This is a genomic window from Clostridium sp. ZBS15 (genome assembly GCF_023845705.1).
Taxonomy (GTDB): domain Bacteria; phylum Bacillota; class Clostridia; order Clostridiales; family Clostridiaceae; genus Clostridium; species Clostridium aquiflavi.
This window is the reverse complement of sequence record NZ_JAMQHY010000051.1, coordinates 5603-27476: the sequence shown is the minus strand read 5'-3', so window position 1 is coordinate 27476 and position 21874 is coordinate 5603. Positions and strand designations below refer to the sequence as shown.

At 27.1% G+C, this 21874-nt stretch carries 20 protein-coding genes; 6 read left to right on the top strand and 14 right to left on the bottom strand.

The features are described from left to right. Window positions 1–88 precede the first annotated feature (88 nt). Window positions 89–808, top strand: coding sequence for a tRNA 2-thiocytidine biosynthesis TtcA family protein (locus NG904_RS14230; RefSeq protein WP_252213521.1), 720 nt, complete (start codon window positions 89–91; stop codon window positions 806–808). Between the two features lie 103 nt (window positions 809–911). Here the strand turns inward: NG904_RS14230 and NG904_RS14225 are convergent, their stop codons facing one another. Continuing rightward, window positions 912–1535, bottom strand: a complete 624-nt coding sequence (locus NG904_RS14225) for a hypothetical protein (protein ID WP_252213520.1) — start codon at window positions 1533–1535, stop codon at window positions 912–914. 366 nt (window positions 1536–1901) lie between these two features. On the opposite strand from NG904_RS14225, the gene NG904_RS14220 reads away from it, so the two are divergent. Then, window positions 1902–2510, top strand: coding sequence for a hypothetical protein (locus NG904_RS14220; protein ID WP_252213519.1), 609 nt, complete (start codon window positions 1902–1904; stop codon window positions 2508–2510). Between the two features lie 59 nt (window positions 2511–2569). Further along, window positions 2570–3268, top strand: a complete 699-nt coding sequence (gene sfsA / locus NG904_RS14215; protein ID WP_252213518.1) for a DNA/RNA nuclease SfsA — start codon at window positions 2570–2572, stop codon at window positions 3266–3268. A gap of 86 nt (window positions 3269–3354) precedes the next feature. On the opposite strand, the gene NG904_RS14210 is transcribed toward sfsA, so the two are convergent. Further along, window positions 3355–3684: an ArsR/SmtB family transcription factor gene (locus NG904_RS14210; protein ID WP_252213517.1), complete on the bottom strand. Its 330-nt coding sequence runs from the start codon at window positions 3682–3684 to the stop codon at window positions 3355–3357. 216 nt (window positions 3685–3900) lie between these two features. Here NG904_RS14210 and NG904_RS14205 point away from each other — a divergent pair, with 216 nt between their 5' ends. Further along, window positions 3901–4353 carry a GNAT family N-acetyltransferase gene (locus NG904_RS14205; RefSeq protein ID WP_252213516.1) on the top strand — a complete coding sequence of 151 codons (453 nt, stop codon included), beginning with the start codon at window positions 3901–3903 and terminating at the stop codon, window positions 4351–4353. Window positions 4354–4383: 30 nt separating this feature from the next. Here NG904_RS14205 and NG904_RS14200 read toward each other — a convergent pair whose 3' ends face one another. The 10 genes from NG904_RS14200 to NG904_RS14155 form a co-directional block, all read right to left on the bottom strand. After that, entirely contained in the window at window positions 4384–4539 is a 156-nt protein-coding gene (locus NG904_RS14200; protein ID WP_003374574.1) for a zinc-ribbon domain-containing protein, read from the bottom strand. A 222-nt stretch (window positions 4540–4761) separates the two neighbouring features. Next, window positions 4762–6654 (bottom strand): PTS fructose transporter subunit IIABC, encoded by a 1893-nt coding sequence (locus NG904_RS14195; protein WP_252232263.1) that lies wholly within the window; start codon window positions 6652–6654, stop codon window positions 4762–4764. Between the two features lie 21 nt (window positions 6655–6675). Continuing rightward, window positions 6676–7578, bottom strand: coding sequence for a 1-phosphofructokinase (gene pfkB / locus NG904_RS14190; RefSeq protein ID WP_252232261.1), 903 nt, complete (start codon window positions 7576–7578; stop codon window positions 6676–6678). Further along, entirely contained in the window at window positions 7571–8326 is a 756-nt protein-coding gene (locus tag NG904_RS14185) for a DeoR/GlpR family DNA-binding transcription regulator (protein WP_252232259.1), read from the bottom strand. The genes pfkB and NG904_RS14185 overlap by 8 nt, the downstream gene beginning before the upstream one ends. Before the next feature lie 450 nt (window positions 8327–8776). Next, complete coding sequence (locus tag NG904_RS14180; protein WP_252225911.1) at window positions 8777–9472, bottom strand: PHP domain-containing protein; 696 nt, start codon at window positions 9470–9472, stop codon at window positions 8777–8779. 181 nt (window positions 9473–9653) lie between these two features. Next, entirely contained in the window at window positions 9654–11012 is a 1359-nt protein-coding gene (locus NG904_RS14175; RefSeq protein WP_252232257.1) for an MATE family efflux transporter, read from the bottom strand. Window positions 11013–11210: 198 nt separating this feature from the next. After that, entirely contained in the window at window positions 11211–11756 is a 546-nt protein-coding gene (locus NG904_RS14170; RefSeq protein WP_252232255.1) for a phosphoglycerate mutase family protein, read from the bottom strand. 474 nt (window positions 11757–12230) lie between these two features. After that, entirely contained in the window at window positions 12231–13928 is a 1698-nt protein-coding gene (locus tag NG904_RS14165; RefSeq protein WP_252232253.1) for a [FeFe] hydrogenase, group A, read from the bottom strand. Between the two features lie 42 nt (window positions 13929–13970). Next, a complete protein-coding gene (locus NG904_RS14160) occupies window positions 13971–15851 on the bottom strand; it encodes an NADH-quinone oxidoreductase subunit NuoF (protein WP_252232244.1) in 1881 nt (626 codons plus the stop codon). Then, window positions 15841–16332, bottom strand: coding sequence for an NADH-quinone oxidoreductase subunit NuoE family protein (locus tag NG904_RS14155; protein ID WP_252213502.1), 492 nt, complete (start codon window positions 16330–16332; stop codon window positions 15841–15843). The genes NG904_RS14160 and NG904_RS14155 overlap by 11 nt, the downstream gene beginning before the upstream one ends. Window positions 16333–16862: 530 nt before the next feature. On the opposite strand from NG904_RS14155, the gene cls reads away from it, so the two are divergent. Together cls and NG904_RS14145 are read left to right on the top strand one after the other, a co-directional pair. Continuing rightward, the gene (gene cls, locus NG904_RS14150; protein WP_252232242.1) at window positions 16863–18290 is read left to right on the top strand and encodes a cardiolipin synthase; all 1428 of its coding nucleotides are present in this window, start codon (window positions 16863–16865) and stop codon (window positions 18288–18290) included. A 97-nt stretch (window positions 18291–18387) separates the two neighbouring features. Continuing rightward, window positions 18388–19575: an AI-2E family transporter gene (locus NG904_RS14145; protein ID WP_252232240.1), complete on the top strand. Its 1188-nt coding sequence runs from the start codon at window positions 18388–18390 to the stop codon at window positions 19573–19575. Window positions 19576–19671: 96 nt separating this feature from the next. On the opposite strand, the gene NG904_RS14140 is transcribed toward NG904_RS14145, so the two are convergent. Together NG904_RS14140 and NG904_RS14135 are read right to left on the bottom strand one after the other, a co-directional pair. Beyond that, the gene (locus tag NG904_RS14140) at window positions 19672–20754 is read right to left on the bottom strand and encodes an alpha/beta fold hydrolase (protein WP_252232238.1); all 1083 of its coding nucleotides are present in this window, start codon (window positions 20752–20754) and stop codon (window positions 19672–19674) included. A 445-nt stretch (window positions 20755–21199) separates the two neighbouring features. After that, window positions 21200–21748: a GNAT family N-acetyltransferase gene (locus NG904_RS14135; RefSeq protein ID WP_252213498.1), complete on the bottom strand. Its 549-nt coding sequence runs from the start codon at window positions 21746–21748 to the stop codon at window positions 21200–21202. Window positions 21749–21874: the final 126 nt, after the last annotated feature.

Sequence of the window (21874 nt, the reverse complement as noted above, 5' to 3'; positions counted from 1 at the left end):
AATCAAAAATAAATATTTAATATCTTTGAAATTATGTTTTTTCTATAATATAATTATTTGTACAGACTTTTTAGGAGGAATATATTAAATGCAAAAACTTCTTAGTAAAATGCGACAAGCAATAAATGATTTTGATATGATTCAAGATGGAGATAAAATAGCTGTTGGACTCTCTGGCGGAAAAGATAGCTTAACTCTACTATATCTTTTAAATACATACAAGAATTTTTCACCCCAAAAATTTGAGCTTATAGCAATTACCTTAAATCCAGGTGGTGTAGACAATTCTCCCCTATACACATTATGTGAAAATTTAAAAGTTCCTTTTTATGAAATACAAACAGATATAAAAAAGATTGTGTTTGACTTAAGGAAAGAAAAAAATCCTTGTTCTTTATGTGCAAATCTTAGACGTGGTGCTTTGCATAATAATGCAGAAAAATTAGGTTGCAATAAAGTTGCGCTTGGTCATCATAAAGATGATGCTTTGGAAACTCTTATGCTATCAATGTGCTATGAAGGAAGAATTAACTGTTTTTCACCAAAAACACTTATGCATAAAAATACTATAACATTAATAAGACCAATGGTTTATATAGAGGAGCACAGCATTAAAAGTGTTGTTAAAAAATTTAATTTTCCAGTTATAAAGAATCCATGCCCTGCTGATGGTAAAACCAAAAGACAGGATATAAAAGAATTGATTGATGAACTTAATAATAAAATGCCAGGTTTTAAAAAGAACCTTTTTGGTTGTTTAAATAATTCAGATCAACTTTTTATCTGGAATAAAGATTTAATTAAATAACTAAAAAATAGGTATCTAAAAATTATTTTTAGATACCTATTTTTATACATAAACATTTAACTCTAATTATATTATTTGTAGGCTATACATATTAAATCTTATTTTACTTTAAGCTCACTATACTTTCTATTATATCTTTACGGTCTTTATTCATAGAAATAAATGTATTAAAATCAGATGCATTTTCATTCAATGATATATCTGTTGGACCACCTATAAAATAAGTATCATCATTTACAGTAACATAGTTTTCAACATCAATCGTATCAAACATACTTGGATCTAATGAATCATCTTGCTTAATTATAAGAAAAAATAGTCCTGATTTTGGGTCAATGCTAGAATCAGATGATTTAAAATAAACAGCTACTGAATTGCTTTCTTCTATAATCCTATATTTGTCTTTCCAAGTATCTGGAAAAGTCATTGAAAATCCTAAATTACTTTTAAATATTAAATTACCTTTAGAATCTTTTTCAATATTCTCCTTATTTTTATCATTTACGATTTTGCCACTATCACTTTTTTCTTTATTTTCTATACTTTCTTCACTAATAGTTATCTCTTCTTTATTTGCGTTATCATTAGTAGTTTCACTAGTTTCTATATTAGGTTCTTTTTCAATTGAAGTTGGAGTTGTCATATGAGTATTATTGTATATGTATAATATACCTACAATTAAAACTGAACTTGTGACTATTGCTATTGTTTTCATTTTTTCCCTCATAAAAATCTCCCCTTTTATTAATTTAATGTTGCAATACCCTATTACCCTTTTTCTAAAACATTTCTTTATTTACTCTTGTTATATATATACATTATATCATAACTAGAGAACAACAATTCTATTCATTAATTTTTAGTATGATTTACTCTTAATATAAAAACAAAATATATTTTATTCCCTTATAAATACATAATACACTTTTATCTTACACATATGCATTTTATCTTAATAGTAATTAATATATATTTATGCTATAATCTTCAAAATGATATTATTATCAAATTATTTAGATTTTAGTATTGAAAATTTTACTTATATTTTTGTTAAAACTCAACAAATTATATTATACATATGGGGGATATTTATATGACTACTTATAAATCTATTAAAAAATCATTCTTTTTATTATTAATGTTAAATTGTTTAATCTTATTAAATGGTTGTAATAATTCAAAGAAAAGTACCCTTGAACCTTCACCTGCTAAATGGGCTTTAGAACAAAGCGTTGGTGTAGATATGGTAACACTTGATTATGCATCTGATGATATAATAATATTTCATGATTATTTTGGACTTTTTATTTATGATTTAAATGAATTACAAATTATTAATAGTATTGATTTACAAGAAATTGACTGTTCTATGACCCAAGGCGATGAATATTGTGAAGTAACAGTTAGCAATGATGGACGTACTATTCAATTACATAATATTAACAGTGCTGATATGTATTCTTATTCTGTATATACAAATACCTTACAAAAAACAAAATATAAGGATATGAAAAATTCTTTCAAAGATAAATTAGTGCCAATAGAAAAAGTTATTGATAATCCTAACGAAAATTTTAGTCATGAAGCGATTCTATTTGGAGCTAATGATTATGGATATATAACTACTTATGATTTTACAATTGGAACGTTAGATTATGTTCGCAATGATACAGCATATTCACTATTTAGTTTCGAAAAATAATAAAAGACTAAATAGATTTAAACAATTAAAATATTATATTTAAAATATTGGAGGAGCATATGATATTTAAAAAAAATACGCAAATAGTTGAATTTGTAAGACGTCCAAATAGATTTCAAGGATATGTTATTATAGATGGAAAAGAAGAATTAGTGCATGTACCTAATACAGGTAGATGCAAAGAAATATTAATACCTGGTTGCAAAGCACTAATAAGAGAAGAAAATGGTCCAAATAGAAAAACTAAATTTAGCTTAATTGGTGCATATAAAGGTGACAAATTAATAAATATTGATTCACAAATACCAAATAAAGTTGTTGAAGAAGCTCTTATTAATAAAAGAATTAAAGGACTAGAGAAATATACAAAAATCTCTAGAGAAAAAACCTTTGGAAATAGTAGATTTGATTTTAAATTAGAAGATTCTTTAAATAATGAGTATTACTTAGAAGTAAAAGGCGTCACCTTAGAGGAAGATGGATTTTGTAGATTTCCAGATGCCCCAACTGAAAGAGGAACTAAGCATTTATTAGAACTAATAGAAGTTAAAAATAATAATATGGGAGCTGGTGTTCTTTTCTTAATTCAATTAGATAATGTAAAAAGTTTTTCACCAAATGATGATACTGACCCTAAGTTTGCCAATGCACTTAGAAAAGCTAAAACTATGGGTGTAGATATATTTGTATATGACTGCACATTAGGAGAAACCTTTATTGAACTGTCCAAAGCTGTTGAATTAAAATTACAAACATAACTAAAAAAAACATGGAGACTGTATAATAAACCTTGAAGTAACTTAAGATCTATTATATAGTCTTATAATTTATACATCTACAAATATTAACTATTATTATCTTTACATTTTAATATATTATTACAAATACAGTCTTCTGTCTCGGTAACTATATTCATTAAAAACAAAACCAATTTATTACAATTTACACTATTTAATTTGTAGTGATTCCATATTCCTTCTTTTCTACAATCCACTAATCCACACTCTATCAATACCTTCATATGATGTGATAATGTCGGTTGAGTAAATTCAAAATTCTCTAATATATTACAAGCACATTTTTCTCCACAAGAAAGTAAATCTAATATTTTTATTCTATTTGGATCACTTAATGCTTTAAATATTTTTGAATTTAATTCATATTTTGTTTCCATAACTCCTCCTAGCATAGATAAATATCTATATATAGATTAAATCACTTTATGTTTAACGTCAATAACTATCTATAATTACACTTGTATCATTATAATTATATGGTAACATTTTACCCTATCTATTTTTGCCATTTCATGCCTTTTTATGTTATAATTAAACTATATTTTAATTATAAGTATAATTTTCAATTTAATGTAAAATAGGAGGACTTCAATGTGCTTAAAATTGCCTACTTAGCTGATTATAAAGAAAATACAGAAACCATAATTGATTGGTTATGGAATGAATTTGGAAATGAAACAAATCGTGATTTTTTTGAAAGCATTATAAATCATAGTTTTAAAAAAAACAGTTTACCTTTAACATTTATTGCTCTTTCAGATAATGAATTAGTTGGCACTATTAGTTTGTGGAGAGCTGATTTAGTGAGTAGACAAGATTTATATCCATGGTTATCAGCATTGTATGTAAAAGAAAATTATAGAAATAAAGGTATTGGTCAAAAATTACAAGACTTTGTACTAACTTACTGTAAAAATGCTGGATTTTCTAAACTCTTTTTATATACAGATATTGATAACTATTATGAGAAAACAGGTTGGAAGCATTTTGAAAATGGTGCTGAATACTCTGGAGATTATATTAAAATATACAAAAAAGAGTTATAAGAAAATCTTATAACTCTTAAAAATCACAAATTATCTTCTATTGTTTTGTTCTTTTTTAGCTCTTCTACAAGCTGCGCATCTTACTGGATCGTTAGAAAATCCTTTTTCTTTGTAGAATTCTTGTTCTCCTACTGTAAAAATGAATTCTTGACCACAGTCTTTACATACGATTGTCTTATCTTCCATATTAAATTCCTCCTTATTATTTAAAGATTCCTACTGACTCATATAATTCTCTAAAAGGAGAAATCTATTTATCTTAACAAAATCTTTATATATTACTAATTCAGTATAACACTGTTTAGGCAAAATTGCAATGTTTTTTATCAAATATATATTTTTTAACATCATAAAAAACCACCCATTTAGAGTAGATAATCATTTACTCTAAATAGGTGTATTGGATGTTTATTTATTATCTTTTATTGGTTTTTTTAATACTGAAAGTATTATCATACCTACTACTGAACCTGCTGCTATTGCTCCAATATATCCTAATTTATTACTTATAATACCTATTACAAATAATCCACCATGTGGCGCTCTTAGAGCACAATTAAAGAACATTGATAGCCCTCCAGCAACCGCTGAACCTACTACACAAGCTGGTATTACTCTTAATGGATCTGCTGCTGCAAATGGAATTGCTCCTTCTGTTATAAATGATAGACCCATTATATAGTTAGTAAGACCTGATTGTCTTTCTCTTTTTGTATATCTACTTTTAAAGAAAGTAGTACTTAATGCTATTGCAAGTGGTGGAACCATACCACCAGCCATAACAGCTGCCATTATTTCAAAATTTCCACTTGCAAGTGATGCTGTACCAAATACATATGCTGCCTTATTTACGGGACCTCCCATATCAACTGACATCATTCCACCTAATACTATACCTAAAAGAACTTTACTAGTTCCGCCCATTGAATTAAGTCCATTTGTAATCATAGTATTTAAAGCACCAACTGGTGGATTAACAGCAAACACCATAATTGCTCCAATTAGTAATATACCAAAGAAAGGATATAATAATACAGGTTTTAAACCTTCTAAGCTCTGAGGTAATTTATCGAATAATTTCTTTAATAAAACAACTAAATAACCAGCAATAAATCCTGCAAGTAATGCACCTAAGAATCCTGATCCGCCTTTATTAGCTAATGCTCCACCAACAAAACCTACTGCTAGTGCTGGTCTATCTCCAATACTCATTGCAATGAATCCTGCAAGTACTGGAAGCATAAAATCAAAAGCTGTTACACCTACTGTTTTAAAAAATGCTGCAAGTGGTGTATTCATACCAAAGTTGCTTGGATCAATACTATAATCATCAAAAAGGAATGCTAATGCAATTAATATACCACCACCAATTACAAATGGCAACATATGTGATACTCCATTCATAAGGTGTTTATAAATTTGACGACCTATGCTTTCATTTTCTATATTCTCTGTTTCAGCACTGCTATTACCATTATAATGATATACAGGTGCATTTCCACTTATAGCTTCATTGATTAATTCTTCTGCTTTATGTATTCCATTGGCTACTTTAGTTTTTATAACTCTTTTTCCATTAAATCTACTCATTTCAACATTTTTATCTGCTGCAATTATAATACATTCTGCTTCTTCAATTTCTTTTTTAGTTAAAACATTTTTAGCTCCTCCAGAACCATTAGTTTCAACTTTTATCGTAATGCCTAAATCTTTACCCTTATTTTCAAGACTTTCTGCTGCCATATAAGTATGTGCTATTCCCGTTGGACATGCTGTAACAGCTAGAACTCTATATCCACCATTATTTGAAGTTTTTTTATTTTCTTTAACTTCTTCAGGAAATTTTTCACTTTCTTTTTCATCTATTAGTTTTAAAAATTGATCTTTATCTTTACAATCAATTAAGCTATCTTTAAATTTTTCATCCATTAATATAGTAGATAATCTAGCTAAAACTTCTAAATGTAAATTGTCACTATTATCTGGAACTGCAATCATAAAAAATAATTTTGCTAAAGATCCATCTAATGAATCATAATCTACTCCATTTTTACATACTGCTGCAGCTAATGAAGCTTTTTTAACAGCATTAGTTTTTCCATGTGGTATAGCTATTCCATCACCAATTCCTGTTGTACTTTGTGCTTCCCTTGCTATAATAGCTTTTTTATACTCTTCTTTGTTATTTAAATTACCTGTTTTATCCATCAAGTTTACTAGTTTCTCAATACATTCATCTTTAGAAGATGGATTAAAGTTTAACTCAATGCCTTGTTTTTTTAATAAATCAACAATTCTCATTAAATATTCCTCCTTACATTTTTACATTTTAGATAATAGTTTTTCTACTTCTTCTTTTGTTGCTAATTCATCAGAAAATGCACTTGCACTACCTGTTGCAATTCCCATTTTAAATGCTTCTTTTATATCATTATTTTTAATATATCCTGCTAAAAATCCTGCTACCATAGAGTCTCCAGCTCCTACTGAATTTTTCAATATTCCTTTTGGTACCTCTCTTTTTATAGGTTGTCCATTTTCAGGTAATAAAATTGCTCCTTCTCCAGCCATTGAAATCAATACATTTTTAGCGCCCATTTCTTGAAGCTTTTTACCATAAGTTATTATGTCTTCATCATTTTTCAGCTCAACATTAAACATTTCAGCCAATTCATGATGATTAGGTTTTATTAAAAATGGATTATACTTTAGTACCTTTAAAAGTAAATCTTTAGTTGCATCAACTATAAATTCTACATTCTTTTCCAATAGGTTCTTCATTATATTTTGGTATATATCATCAGGAACGCTGTTTGGTATACTACCTGACAATATTAAATAATCTCCTTCTTCTAAATCAGAAAGTTTTTCATATAATTTATTTAAATCATCATTTGTAATTTCTGGACCTGCTCCGTTTATTTCTGTTTCTCCATTACTTTTTAGCTTTACGTTAATTCTTGATAAACCATTTTTTAATTTTATAAAGTCACAATCAACACCGTGATTTTTAACTTGTCTTTCTATTTCATTTCCTGTAAAACCTGCAACATAGCCTAATGCCATGTTCTCTATACCTAAATTATTTAAGACTATAGAAACATTTATTCCTTTTCCTCCTGCATAAACTTCTTCATCATTACTTCTATTTAATGAATCAACTTTAAAATTATCAACTTTTACTATATAATCCAATGAAGGATTAAGAGTTATTGTATTAATCATTTTTACTCACCTCTATTACATTAGTATCATATATAATATCTAAATTTTTTATTCTGCTTGTAATTAATGTTGCATCTTTTATTGTCCCAAAAGTTATAAAACTAACCTCATCTAATTTCGATTCATCGCATAAAACAAATGCTTTATTGCATCTTTTTATCGCCTCTGCTTTTACCATAGCCTCATTTACATCCGGCGTTGTATATCCATTTTTATTACTTACACCATTTGTACCAAAAAAACCTTTTGTAAAATTATATTTTTTTAAATCTTCTACAGTTATAGGTCCAACAATTGCTTCAGTAACAGCTTTTAATTCTCCACCCAACATTAAAGTTTTTATGTTTTTTTCTAATAATTTTTTTGCATGAACTATAGCATTTGTAACAACAGTTATATCTTTTGCTTCTATAAATGATATTAAAGCTTCTGTTGTTGTACCAGCATCTAAGTAAATTAACTCTCTATCTTCTATTAAATTAGCTGCATATCTTGCTATTTCAATTTTCTTATCTGCATTTAATGATTTTCTAACATTTACTTTATAATCATGTTTTGCTGTACCTTCACTTATTAATGTTGCTCCTCCATGAATTTTTTTAAGCAATCCTTCATTATGAAGATTATTTAAATCTCTTCTTATTGTAGATTCAGAAGCATCTAGTAATTTAACTAGTTCAACAACTGAAATTATTCCTTTTGTTTTTAGTTCTTGAAGTATTATATTGTATCTTTCTTCTGTAAACATTCTCACCACTCCATATCTTTATAATAAACTATTTGTTTTTAAAAATCAATCATTTTAGTTCAAATTAATTTAAAATCAATCAAAAGCATTTATATTTTCAACTAAAATATATTTTTAAAGTATAATTATTACATAATTTTGATCGTTTATAACTGTTTTTGATCCAACTCTATTCATTTTCAGCCATATTTATATAACTATTTTTTATATTCACTCATAATATAATATCATTTTTAACAAATATTTCAAAACTAATCATACTATTCCATAAAGAAAATTTACCAAACCATATCTTGTTATTTAAAAGTTTAGAGATAATAGTTTGAATTTAAATCCTCAAATGTTATATATAATTTTTTATATAAAAAGGGATGTATCAAATTTTGATACATCCCTTTTATTAAAACTAAAGCTTTGTAAAAATCGCAGTAGTACCTAAGGATAATTTAGTTAAATGTATGGATACAATCCTCCTTTTGTAAGAAAATTATATATTTCATTTTCATTTAGATATACATCACCTATAAGCCCATGTGCTCTATAAAACTCATTATGATTATGAAAATCTGATCCTGCTGTATAAAGAATGTTCTTATTTTTAGCTACTTCCAAAAAATATTTTGTATCTTCATCTGTATTGCTAAAATACTTAGCCTCTAATCCATCAAAATCTAATTTTATAATTTCTTTAAAATCATTTCTATTGATAAGTACTGGATGCGCAAGTACAACTGTCGCTCCAAAAAATTTTAATATTTTAATTCCATTATCAACCGATAATCCATCGCCTTTATTGATTTCTATATATCTTCCTAATACTTTTTTTATATTATTTATCTTATGATTTTTCACATCTTTTAAAATCTTAACAAGAAGTTCATCTTTATAACTCTCATCTTTAAAATATCCTAAAATATGAACTCTACTTCCATTTTTATGTTTAGTTGAAAGTTCAACTCCTGGAATTACTTTAACTCCTATTCTTTCCCCCTCTAATATAGATTCATCTATACCACAAGTATTGTTATGATCTGTTAAAGAAATTATATCAACACCTCTTTTTTTAGCAAAATTAACAACTTGTTTTGGGGTATAACCACCATCTGAAGATGTTGAGTGAATATGAAAATCTCCTTTTTTATACATCTGTAACTCCTTTAAAATGTTATACCACATTTTATTGTATGAGATTTATAATATAATAGTTATTTATTATTTTCATATCAGGTTATTCTTTAAGGTCATGTTGACATATGCATAATTAAAGCTAGATGGTGTAAGATAACCTTAAAAATCAAATATATTACACATAATACTTAATCTAGACTTAATTTACAACACTCTTAGATCTCCAAGTCCCTCTTCTCCATCTTATATAGAAAATTAATCCTCTTAAACATTCATCACACATCATTGCAATCCATATCCCTCTAAGTCCTAGTCCTAAAACTATTCCGAAAACATAAGAAAGTCCTGTTGCTACAATCCACATTGATAAAACTCCTATAAATATAGGATATTTAATATCACCAGCTGCCTGCATACCTCTTATTATTACAAGATTAAAGGATCTTCCAAACTCCAATAATACATCTATAAATAAAACTTGTTTTCCTAATTTTAAGATTTCAGGATTAGATGTAAATATACCAAGCAAATTATCACTAAATATAAATAGCACTATTGAAACCCCTACTGAAATAAATGCTGCTGGTCTTAATGTCTCCAAAACTTTCTTATAGGCTTCATCTTCCTTATTAGCACCAATAAGATACCCAACTCTTATTTGATTCGCTTGTGATACTGCTGATCCATATATGAAAGAAAACCAAACCAATATTCCAACATATGCTTTTGTTGCAACAGAGCTTGTACCTATCATGTTTATAAATGTTAATATAACCATTTGTGAAAAGTTATATGATACTGATTCTCCTCCAGCTGGAAGACCAATCATCATTAACTTTTTAAATATTTCTTTAGGGAATGGATTTAGATACTTTAATGATACTTTTTGTTTTATATTTTGTTTAAATATGTATATTATAACTATAGCTCCTATAAGTCTGCTTAATACACTTGATATAGCAACACCTTCTACTCCAAGCTTCGGTATCCCAAATGCACCATTTATAAAAAGAAAGTTTCCTAATATATTAATGGCATTTACTATTGCAGAAACATACATTCCTTGTTTCATTAAGCTGTTACTTCTTAATATTGCTGAATAAGTCATAAATATAGCTTGTAGAAATATTCCTCCACCGATTATACTTATATATGTTTTTGCATCTATAAGCAGCTCACTTGGCATTCTTAGCCATTTAAAAAATATACCATTAAAACATAATAACAATATGCTTATTAAAATACTAAATATCAAATTAGAAAATACAGCTACAGAATATATTTCGGAAACCTTTCCATAATTTTCTGCACCTAAGTATTGAGATACAAGTATTGTTGTTGCCATAGTAATAATACTAAAAGTAATAAGTAAGAAATTCATGATTTGATTTACATTTCCTACAGCAGCAACAGCATTTTCCGATACTCTGCTTAACATAAGTTGATCCACATTACTTACAAGCATCTGCAAAATAAGTTCTATAAAAATAGGCCATGTCAATTTAAATAACGATGTTGTTCTTTCAGTTGTCCTCTCTAATGTGTTTATACTACTCATTTTTTCTCCTTTCCCTTCACAAAAATCCTTCTTGTTGTTGCGTTTATTTCTATTGCATAAATATTATTTTAAAACACAATATTTATACAACACAAAACATGGCAAAATTTAAACAAATCATTGCCATGTTTTATATTACATCCCTTAATATCATTAATCAATATAAATATAAAATAATCAAAACTCTAGTATACTTATTTATCTTTTATATAAGTATAAAGTACCATTCTGAGGTGTATGTATCATTTTGCCTTTAAATCCTCTTTTCCTCAATTCCTTTTGAAGAGTATACATGAAAAATCCATGAGTAACTATTAAAATATTCTGTGATCCTTCTTCTTTTACTTTTTCTTCTAAAAAATCAAGAAAATTTTTAGCATTTAATTCAGTTTGTGTTTTTAATTCCTCTTGAGAAGAATGATTAAAATACCATGCAAACCTTGCACTTATTGCCCAGAACCAATATGGTAACTTTAAATTACTTTTAAACAATGGACTTATTGGAACTTCCCTTATTAAATCATCTTGAACTATTTCTTCAAAATATATATCTTTAGCAGTTGTTATTGCTCTACTTAAAGTACTACAATAACATTTATCCCAAGCTATTCCTTGAAGTTCTACATCATTTCTTATAACATCACTAGTATTGTAAGCAGTTTCCCAATCCTTAAACTCTTTTGATGTCATAAGAAATTTTCTTTTATAATTAACTTTAAAATGTCTTACAAGTCCTATTCTCATTCCTATACCTCCACCAACTTAATTACATAAATTAACTTTAGTATACTGTATAATTTATGTACTATATTTAATTCCATCAATAAAATATACTTATATCAACTTAATGCTAAGCATTAATCTAAATACTTCTATAAGATCAACATAAAATATTAACCTTTCTTCATACTATTTATTAATATTTCCCCAATGTGTTAAAATTTATAGTCTATTATACAGCAATTTTTTTTAACTGTTTAATAGTTCATATATTTTTAAGTATTATTTAATAATATTTATATAAATATATTTATTTTGGGCATTCATAAGTTCAATTACTCTGTTCACTTTGCTTATACATATATAAGTATTTTGATAAAACATATCCTTAAAATAAAGCAAAAAAAAGTGTTCCAAATATATTTGAAACACACACACTCAAAATAATAAAATTAAAAATATAAATTTTCACCATAAAATATATTAACTATTTATTTCCTAGTCATATTTATAATGAACATGTAATAGTTCTTTTGAACGTTCCTTTAATAGTCCATTATATAAAGATATTAGTACCGGATTCTCTTGACTTCTCTTTATTTGCGTAACCTTATCTACTTTATAAAGACCTTTAGCTCTTTCTTTCTTTCCTTCTTTTAAACTAAAAGGTTGTCCTGCTCCAGCTACACATCCTCCTGGGCAAGCCATAACTTCAACAAAATCAAACTGTTCTTCTCCATTTTGAATCTTATCAATTAGGTTTTCTGCATTAGCAAGTCCACTGACTACTCCTATACGCAGATTCTTTTCTCCAAATGGAACTTCACAAACCTTTACACCTTCCATTCCACGAACACCAATAAATTCTATTTCTTTTAAAGCCTTTGAGCTCTTATCTTCAACTACCCCACGGATTACAGCTTCTGTTACACCACCTGTAACTCCAAATATAACACCTGCTCCTGAGTATAAAGAAAATGGCATATCTGAAGATTCTGGTTCAATCTTATCAAATTGAAGTCCAGCTTCGTTAATCATCTTACATAATTCTGTTGTTGTAATTACATAATCAATATCCTTAATTCCATTTCTTATAAATTCTTCTCTAGCTGCTTCTGCTTTCTTAGCAGTGCATGGCATAACAGCTACTGATATAGTTTCTTTTTCGTCTAAAGCATCTTTTTCTTTAAAATACTCTTTTATTACTGATCCAAACATTTGCATAGGTGACTTACATGTAGAAACATACTTCATAAGTTCTGGATGTTTAGTTTCCACATATCTTACCCAAGCTGGACAGCAAGAAGTAAATAAAGGAAGTTTATCATCTCCCGATTCTAATTTTTGTAAAAATTCATTAGATTCTTCTACTATTGTCATATCAGCTGTTAATGAAGTATCATATATTTCATCAAATCCTAATTTTCTCATTGCAGCAACTATATTGTCCATAACATTTTCTCCAGGTTTTATTCCAAATTCTTCACCTAAAGCAACTCTTACTGCTGGTGCAACTTGAGCTACAACTCTTTGTTTAGGATTATATATTGCTTTCCAAACTGGCTTTATATCGCTCTTTACAACAATAGCTCCTGTTGGACATACATTAGCACATTGTCCGCAATTTACACAATCTGTTTCTCCTAAACATTTACCAAATGCCGGACTAACAACCATATTAGAACCACGATATGCAAAATCAATTGCTCCAACATTTTGTATTTCATTACACATTCTAACGCAATCTCCACATAATATACACTTACTTGGATCACGAACTATTGATTTAGATGAAGTATCTAATTCAATTTTTTCATTTTTATTTTTAAATCTAATAGTCTTCACTCCAAAGCGCAAAGCTAATTCTTGAAGTCTACATTTTCCACTCTTTTCACACACAGTGCAATCTCTGCAATGTGATGCCAATAAAAGTTCTAATATCATCTTACGATGCTTATGAAGTTTAGGCGTATTAGTCTTAATTGACATTTTATCCTTAGGTGGCGTAGAGCAAGAAGCTATAATTCCTCCCCATTCATCTTCAACCACACACATTCTACAAGCTCCATAAATAGATAGCTCAGAATAATAACAAAATGTAGGTAAATCAATTCCCGCTTTTCTTACTAAGTCTAAAATATTTTTTTCCTTATCAAATTCTACCCTGTTACCATCAATTATCATATATTTTGACATAAGTTTATACCTTCCTTTCACTAATTCATAATTCGTGAGCTATTAAACCAACTGGATTGCTTTAAATGCGCATCCATCCATACAAGCACCACATTTTATACATTTTGATTGATCAATGGTATAAGGTTTTTTAATTTCTCCTGTAATAGCTCCTGCTGGACACATTCTTGCACATTTAGAACAGCCTTTACATTTATCCTTATCTATTTCATAAGACATTAAAGATTTACATACTCCGCCTGGGCATTTTTTATCTACAACATGAGCTATATATTCTTCTCTAAAGTATTTCAAAGTACTCTTTACTGGCAAAGATGCACTCTTACCAAGACCACAAAGCGCTGTCGCAGATATAGTATCTGATAATTCTTCCAACATATCTAGGTGTTCTAATGTACCTCTTCCTTCTACAATATCAGTTAGAATTTCTAACATTCTTTTTGTACCTTCTCTACAAGGTATACATTTACCACAAGATTCATTTTGAGTAAAATTCATAAAGAAACGAGCTACCTCTACCATACAACTTTTATCATTCATTACAACTAATCCACCACTACCAATCATGGCTCCAACTTTTTTAAGTGAATCAAAATCTAGTGGTAATTCTAAATGATTTTCGCCTACGCAAAGACATCCACCAGATGGTCCTCCAATTTGAACTGCTTTAAACTTTCCTTCTTTTACTCCACCACCAATATCAAATATTACCTCTTTTAATTTTGTTCCCATAGGAACTTCTATTAAACCTGTGTGTTTGACATTTCCAGTAAGTGCAAAAGCCTTAGTTCCATAATTCTTTTCAGTACCAATACTCTTATACCACTTTGAACCTTTATTAATGATGCTTGGAACATTACAAAATGTTTCAACATTATTTAATACAGTTGGTTTTTCAAATAATCCCTTTTCAACAGTTCTAGGTGGTTTAACTCTTGGCATACCTCTATTTCCTTCTATTGACGCTGTAAGAGCACTTCCCTCACCACAAACGAATGCTCCTGCTCCTTGACTTATATGTAAGTCAAAATCAAATCCAGAATTTAAAATATTCTTTCCTAAAAGTCCCACTTTAGTAGCTTGATCTATAGCCATTTGCAATCTTTTAACTGCAAGTGGATACTCAGCACGAACATATATATAACCATAATTTGCTTTTGTTGCAATTCCAGCTATAAGCATTCCTTCAATTACTCTATGAGGATCACCTTCCATCATACTTCTATCCATAAATGCTCCTGGATCACCTTCATCACCATTACACACTATATATTTTTGTTTTTCAGCTTGTTGTAATACTTGAGACCATTTTCTTCCTGTTTGGAAACCACCGCCTCCTCTTCCACGAAGATAAGATTCTGATATTTCGTCTACAACTTCCTCAGGTGTCATATCAAAAAGTGCTTTCGCAACAGCAGTATATCCTTCAGCTGCTAGATATTCTTCAATAGACTCTGCATTTATATGTCCACAATGTTCTAATGCAACACGTGTTTGTCTTGCATAAAAAGGAATTTCTTCTTGCTTACTGTAACTTTTCTCTTCATTTTTATAAATAAGATGTTCTATTACTTCATTGGAAATTATACTTCTTTCAACAATTTCTTCACAATCTTCTAATTTAACTTTTATATATAATATTCCTTCAGGTTCTATTCTTAAAAGTGGACCCATTTCACAAAATCCATGACATCCGCTCTTCTTTAAACCAATACTATCATCATGAGGTTCTTCTTCTAATGAGATAGTAACTTCAAGTCCTCTTTGTTCTATTAACTCTTTTAATCTATCATAGATTTTTAAAGAACCACTAGCTACACAACCAGTTCCACCACAAATTAATATTTGTTTAGATTGTTTACCTAAAGCTAACTTACATTTTTCTATTGAAGAGTTCAACTCTTCCCTAGTGTTAATTCTCATTAGATGCTTCCTCCTTTAACTGTTTTATTATGTCTCTAGCCTTTTGCTTAGTCATACTAGGATGTACTACATCGTTTACAGTACAGACCGGTGCTAACCCACATGCGCCTAGACAAGATACAGTTTCAACTGTAAAAATCATATCATCTGTTGTAACTTTGCTTTCTGAAAGTCCTAATAATTTTCTGAATTCTTCTAATATAGGTATAGATCCTCTTACATGACATGCAGTTCCATCACAAATTTTTATTACGTATTTTCCTTTAGGTTGTAATGAAAAATTTTCATAGAAAGTTGCAACACCATATATTTTTGCTTCACTTATTTTTAAGTGTTTTGCAATATAACATAGTGCTTCCTTTGGTAAATAACGATATTGTTTTTGAACTTCTTGCATTATAGCAATAACTGACGACTTTTGATAATTATGAGAAGCTAAAATGGTATCTAATTCTTTCATTTCCTCTTCTTTTAATATCACTTGTCCCACCCCCATATATTATAAATTATTATAAAAATAAAAAATGATTTATTATAATATGCTTGTACATATTTATAATATATAATCACTTTTATTAACAAAATAATATATTATTTTTTTATTTTTTAATACCACCTTCTTTAAATGACTATCATTCATACGTATATTATATACTATGATATTTATTTATATTCTTATATATATTAAAACACATATTTCACTTATTTGTAAGATATTTTTATTATTTCTTACATATTAGGTTAATGTAATTATTAAAAAAAAGAAACGAAAAAAGTAGTTTATTTTTTGTCTTCTTTGAATATAAGATTGATTGTTTGCAAAACTAAATAATCATATATCTTAATATTCTGTCAATAATCTTCAATTTATATTATTATTTAAAATCAATTACATAATTTAAGTATAAAAAACTAGTTATAAGAAAAATATATTATAAAGATTTAATTTTAGTTATAAGATAATTCTACTTTAAAACACATATTAAAATTCAATTAAAATAGGTGAAGTATATGAATATATATTTAATTTTAACATTAATTCTTTTCATAATTAATTCTATATGTGCAGTCTCTTTAGTATTTATTGAAAAAAGAGATACCACAACTATTTGGGCATGGCTTTTAATCCTTTTTATTTTTCCCTTTTTAGGATTTATGCTTTATTTATGTTTTGGACAAAACATATCTAAAAAAAAGATTTTCAGCAAAAAAGCTGCCATTGATAAAAAAAAGATTAAAAAATTATTAGCTGATTTAAATAAAGATTTGCATAATGAAGTTGCTGAAGAATATATAGATCTTATAAAAATGAATTTTTATGCTAATGATAGTATTTATACAAAAGAAAATGAAGTAAAAATCTACATTAATGGAGAAAATAAATTTAAAGATTTAATGTGCGATATTAAAAATGCTAAATCCTTTATAAATATTGAATACTATATTTTTAAATTTGATACTCTTGGCTCTAAATTAATAGAATTATTAAGAGAAAAAATTAATGAAGGTATTGAAGTTAGATTATTAGTTGATGGTATGGGATCTAAATCATTAACAAAAAAGCACATAAAATATATTAAATCTTGCGGAATAAAATTTTCAGTTTTTTTTCCTAATATAGCTCCATATATAAATCCACGTCTGAATTATAGAAATCACAGAAAAATAGTAGTTATTGATGGAGATACAGGTTATGTTGGTGGTTTTAATGTTGGTGATGAATATATAAATAAAGGAAAACAATTTTCTTTTTGGAGAGACACTCATATAAAAATTATAGGTGCTGCTGCATTAGAATTAAACAAAAGATTTGCTCTTGATTGGGAATATGCTGCAAAAGAAGATATTTACGATATACAATTAAAAAAAATCACATTTTCTTCAAAAGGAAATGTGGGTATACAAATAGTCTCTTCTGGTCCAGATAATATGGAGGAATACATAAGAAATTCTTATTTAAAAATTATAACAAATGCAAAAAAAACTCTCTTTATACAAACACCTTATTTAGTGCTTGATCATCCTATGATAGAAGCTTTAAAAATTTCAGCATTTTCTGGCGTTGATGTAAGAATAATGGTTCCAAATAAAGCTGATTACTTTTTTATGAGTTGGGCTCTAAGTGCCTCAATAGGCAGTCTTATTAAATCTGGTATTAAATTTTATAAATACAAAAATGGCTTTATTCATTCTAAAACTATTGTTTCAGACAGTTCAGTATGTAGCATTGGTACTGCTAATTTAGATATAAGAAGCTTTAAACTTAATTTTGAAATTAATGCTATAATTTATGACTCTAAAATAGCAAAAGACTACGAAGATATATTTTTAAAAGACCAAAATGTATGTACACTATTAACGCTTAAAGAATATGAAAATAGAGGACATCTAATTAAAATATTAGAATCTATTTCTAGATTAATATCACCTATTCTTTAATAATAATAAAATTTTAATTATTTTTTCTAAATTTTATGTTACACTATATTTTATTATACTGTAATAAAATACATAAACTTTAGAAAGGTGACTCAAAATGAAAATTGATATTGATAAAAAATTATTTAAATATGGATTATACATTACTATTACAGCTATTACTATATATATTGCCTTTGCAATTCTTTTTAATATAGGTAACATTTTAGGAACTACTTTTCATGTTATAGAGAAAATACTTTCATTAATAAAACCTTTGTTAATAGCTATTTTAATTACATATATTTTATTTCCTCTTACTAAAGGTATAGAAAATTTTCTAAAAAACAATAAGATATATAAGATAAAAAATAAAGGCACTTACCGTGCACTAAGCATTATTTTTTCTTACCTAGCAATAATAGGAATAATATTAGGACTTCTTTGTGGTATTTATTTTATGATTGGTGGACAATTATCTAAAAATATTAGTATTTCTAATATAGTAGAATATATATCTGTTTATTTAAGTACACATTCATTTTCTAATTCATCAATCAGTTTAGCATTAGAAAATTTAAATTTACCTTTTTTAAATGCTATAGAAGATCATATAGTAATAGTAGTTAACTTTATTCAAAATTATATTACAAATAATATGGGGAAAATGGCTTCTTTTGCAGTATCTATAGGAAGTGGAGTTGCTACTTTCTTTATTGCATTAGTTATTAGTATTTACCTTTTAAAAGATCATGAATATTTTATTAATCTTTGGAATAAACTTTATTACTTAATCTTCAGAAATAGTAAAGTTGGTAAGAAAATAAATTACGTATTTTCAACAATACATGAGGTTTTTGGAAAGTTTATTCGTGGCCAATTGCTAGAAGCATTCTTCGTAGGAATCTTATCAGCAATAGCTTTATCTATTGTTGGAATAGATTACGCTTTTGTTATAGGTATAATAGTTGGATTATCAAATCTTATTCCTTATGTAGGTCCAATAGTTGGTACTATTTTAGCTGCCATAATGGGCTTATTAAGTGGTACACCTATAAAAATAGTTTATGCTATTATTGCTATGATTATTGTTCAACAAATAGATAATAATCTTTTAGCACCTAAAATAGTTGGGAATAGCGTAGGATTGCATGCTGTATTTACAATGCTTGCAATATTAATAGGTGGAAATATTGGTGGACTCTTTGGAATGTTACTTGCAGTACCTTTAGCTGCTTCATTTAAAGTTTTATTTAATAATTGGTACACAAATTATATGAAAAAAGAAAACTTAAAAGTAAAATAATGATTTTAAAGAAAAAAAGATATCTTAGATTTTCTAGATATCTTTTTTTCTTTATTTCATACTATCAACTACATCTTAAAACAGATAGAATTTTTATTATAACTTTTCTTCATAGAATGTGAATAGGTCATTTAAATATTCTTTTAATATTTCATCTTTTTCTCTAAATATTCCATGCTTAGATCCTTCAAAAAATACCTTATCACAATTTTGAGCATATTTTGCAAATTTGTTTTGTCCACCTGATTTTACAAAATCATCTTTATCAGCTTGCATTAACATTACAGGAATTTCAACCTTTGATGCATTGTCTTTATCTGTAATTCCTTTAGTAGCATATATTGATGCTTGAAGCCAATTATATGAAGCTCCACCTCTTTGTAGATCTTCATCATTGCTTACTATATTATGATAATATCTACATCTAGCATCTGATGATGTATCAGAACTTTTCAAACTATACGTGTCATCATATTTACCTTGTCCAGCAATATATTTATCACCAAATGATAATGCTACACTTGTATTAGCTATTAATTTAGCTATACTTGATGGTACTTTGCCAGTATTAATTTCTAACATAGGTGAAGTTAATACTACAGCATCAAAATATTCTGGATATTCTTCTAAAAATTTGCTTCCTATTCCACCCCCCATTGAATGTGCAAACAAAAATACTTCTTTATCATTAGAATTAGGCATAACTACATCATCCATTAATTCTTTTAGATCTAAAACATAATGTTCAAAATCTTTTACATTTATTTGACTCTTATCTTTAACTCCAAGAGAACCTGACCTTCCATGTCCCCTATGTTCTATTCCAAAAACCGAATATCCTTGATTTAGAAAATAATAAATCATTTCATTATATTTTTCTAATGATTCTGAAAATCCATGACTTATTACAACATTAGCTTTTGAGTCATTTAATTTATACATCTCATAATATATATCAACGCCTTCTTGTCCTTGTACAAAGCCTGTCTCTTTTATGTCATCAATATAGGGTTCTACTACGTTCTTCATTTTTTCTTCATAGTCTTCTTCTAATACATAGATACTTTCTAGTGAAGCTTTATCAAAAGCAAAAACATGTTGATATGGCAATTCAAAACATAGAGTCATTAACACCACCATAGTAAAAATAGCAATCGTTTTTTTAATATTTTTGCACATTAAAATTCTCCTTTTCACTAATTATTTTTAGTTATAACTATTTATGTAATCGATTACTTTAATTGTAAACTGAATTTTTATATTTAACAATATCAAAATAAATATTTGTGACTTTCATATTTAATTTATATTTTAAATTATAAATTAATAGAAAATTTGATTTATTTTGATAATTTTACTTTCCATGTAAAATTATGTATTGAAGTTTATTCTAATAGTTAATTACACTATATTTAACATATTATTTTTTGTTTAAAATTACATTTTTTTATTTTTTATATGTATATAATTAAAATATAAGTCAATAATTAAAATATCATAACAATCTTCTCAATATACATAATACTCTATTTAATATACTTTTTTATATTAAATAGAGTATTATTTTTTCAGATAATCTAAGTTAATAGTACTATTATTTTAATTTATATAATTTTATCTATAATTAAAGTTCAAAGTCAGAAGATTGACTTTGTTTATATACCTTATCATAAACATTTTTTCTAAAGTAAATAAATTCATCATTACTTACTTTAGATGGGTATGTCATTATCTTTAATGGTAATAATTCATTTCCTATTTGTAATGGTAGCTGTATATAATCAAACTCATTTAATTTAAATCCTAATCTTTTATAAAATTCAATTCTACGTATACATATATCATCATTAGGAAATTCCACCTCTAGATAAATAGGCTTGTTCGAATTATTTATATATTCTTTTAGCAAGTGAGTTCCCATACCTTTACCTCTTAAGATTCTATCTACTGCAAAATGTTCTATAAAATTAAACTTCTCAAATTCCCATGTTGCTATAAATCCAACAACATTTCCACTATGGTCTTTGACTCCATATACTTTATATAAATCATCATCAAAAATTTCTTTTTGACCTTCTCTGCTTCTTCTTTCTATATTAGGAAAGGACTTATCTAATAAGCAAAAAAAGCTCTCAAAATCATCCTTTTCAATTCTTTCTAAATTCTTAAACATAAATTTCTCCTCCAATAAATTCAAAAATACCATATCTTATTTTAATTATAACTATATTTTAAATATATGTTAATATATGAATAAGCGAAGTGGACGAAGTAATTAAACTTAGGAATACTAAAATGA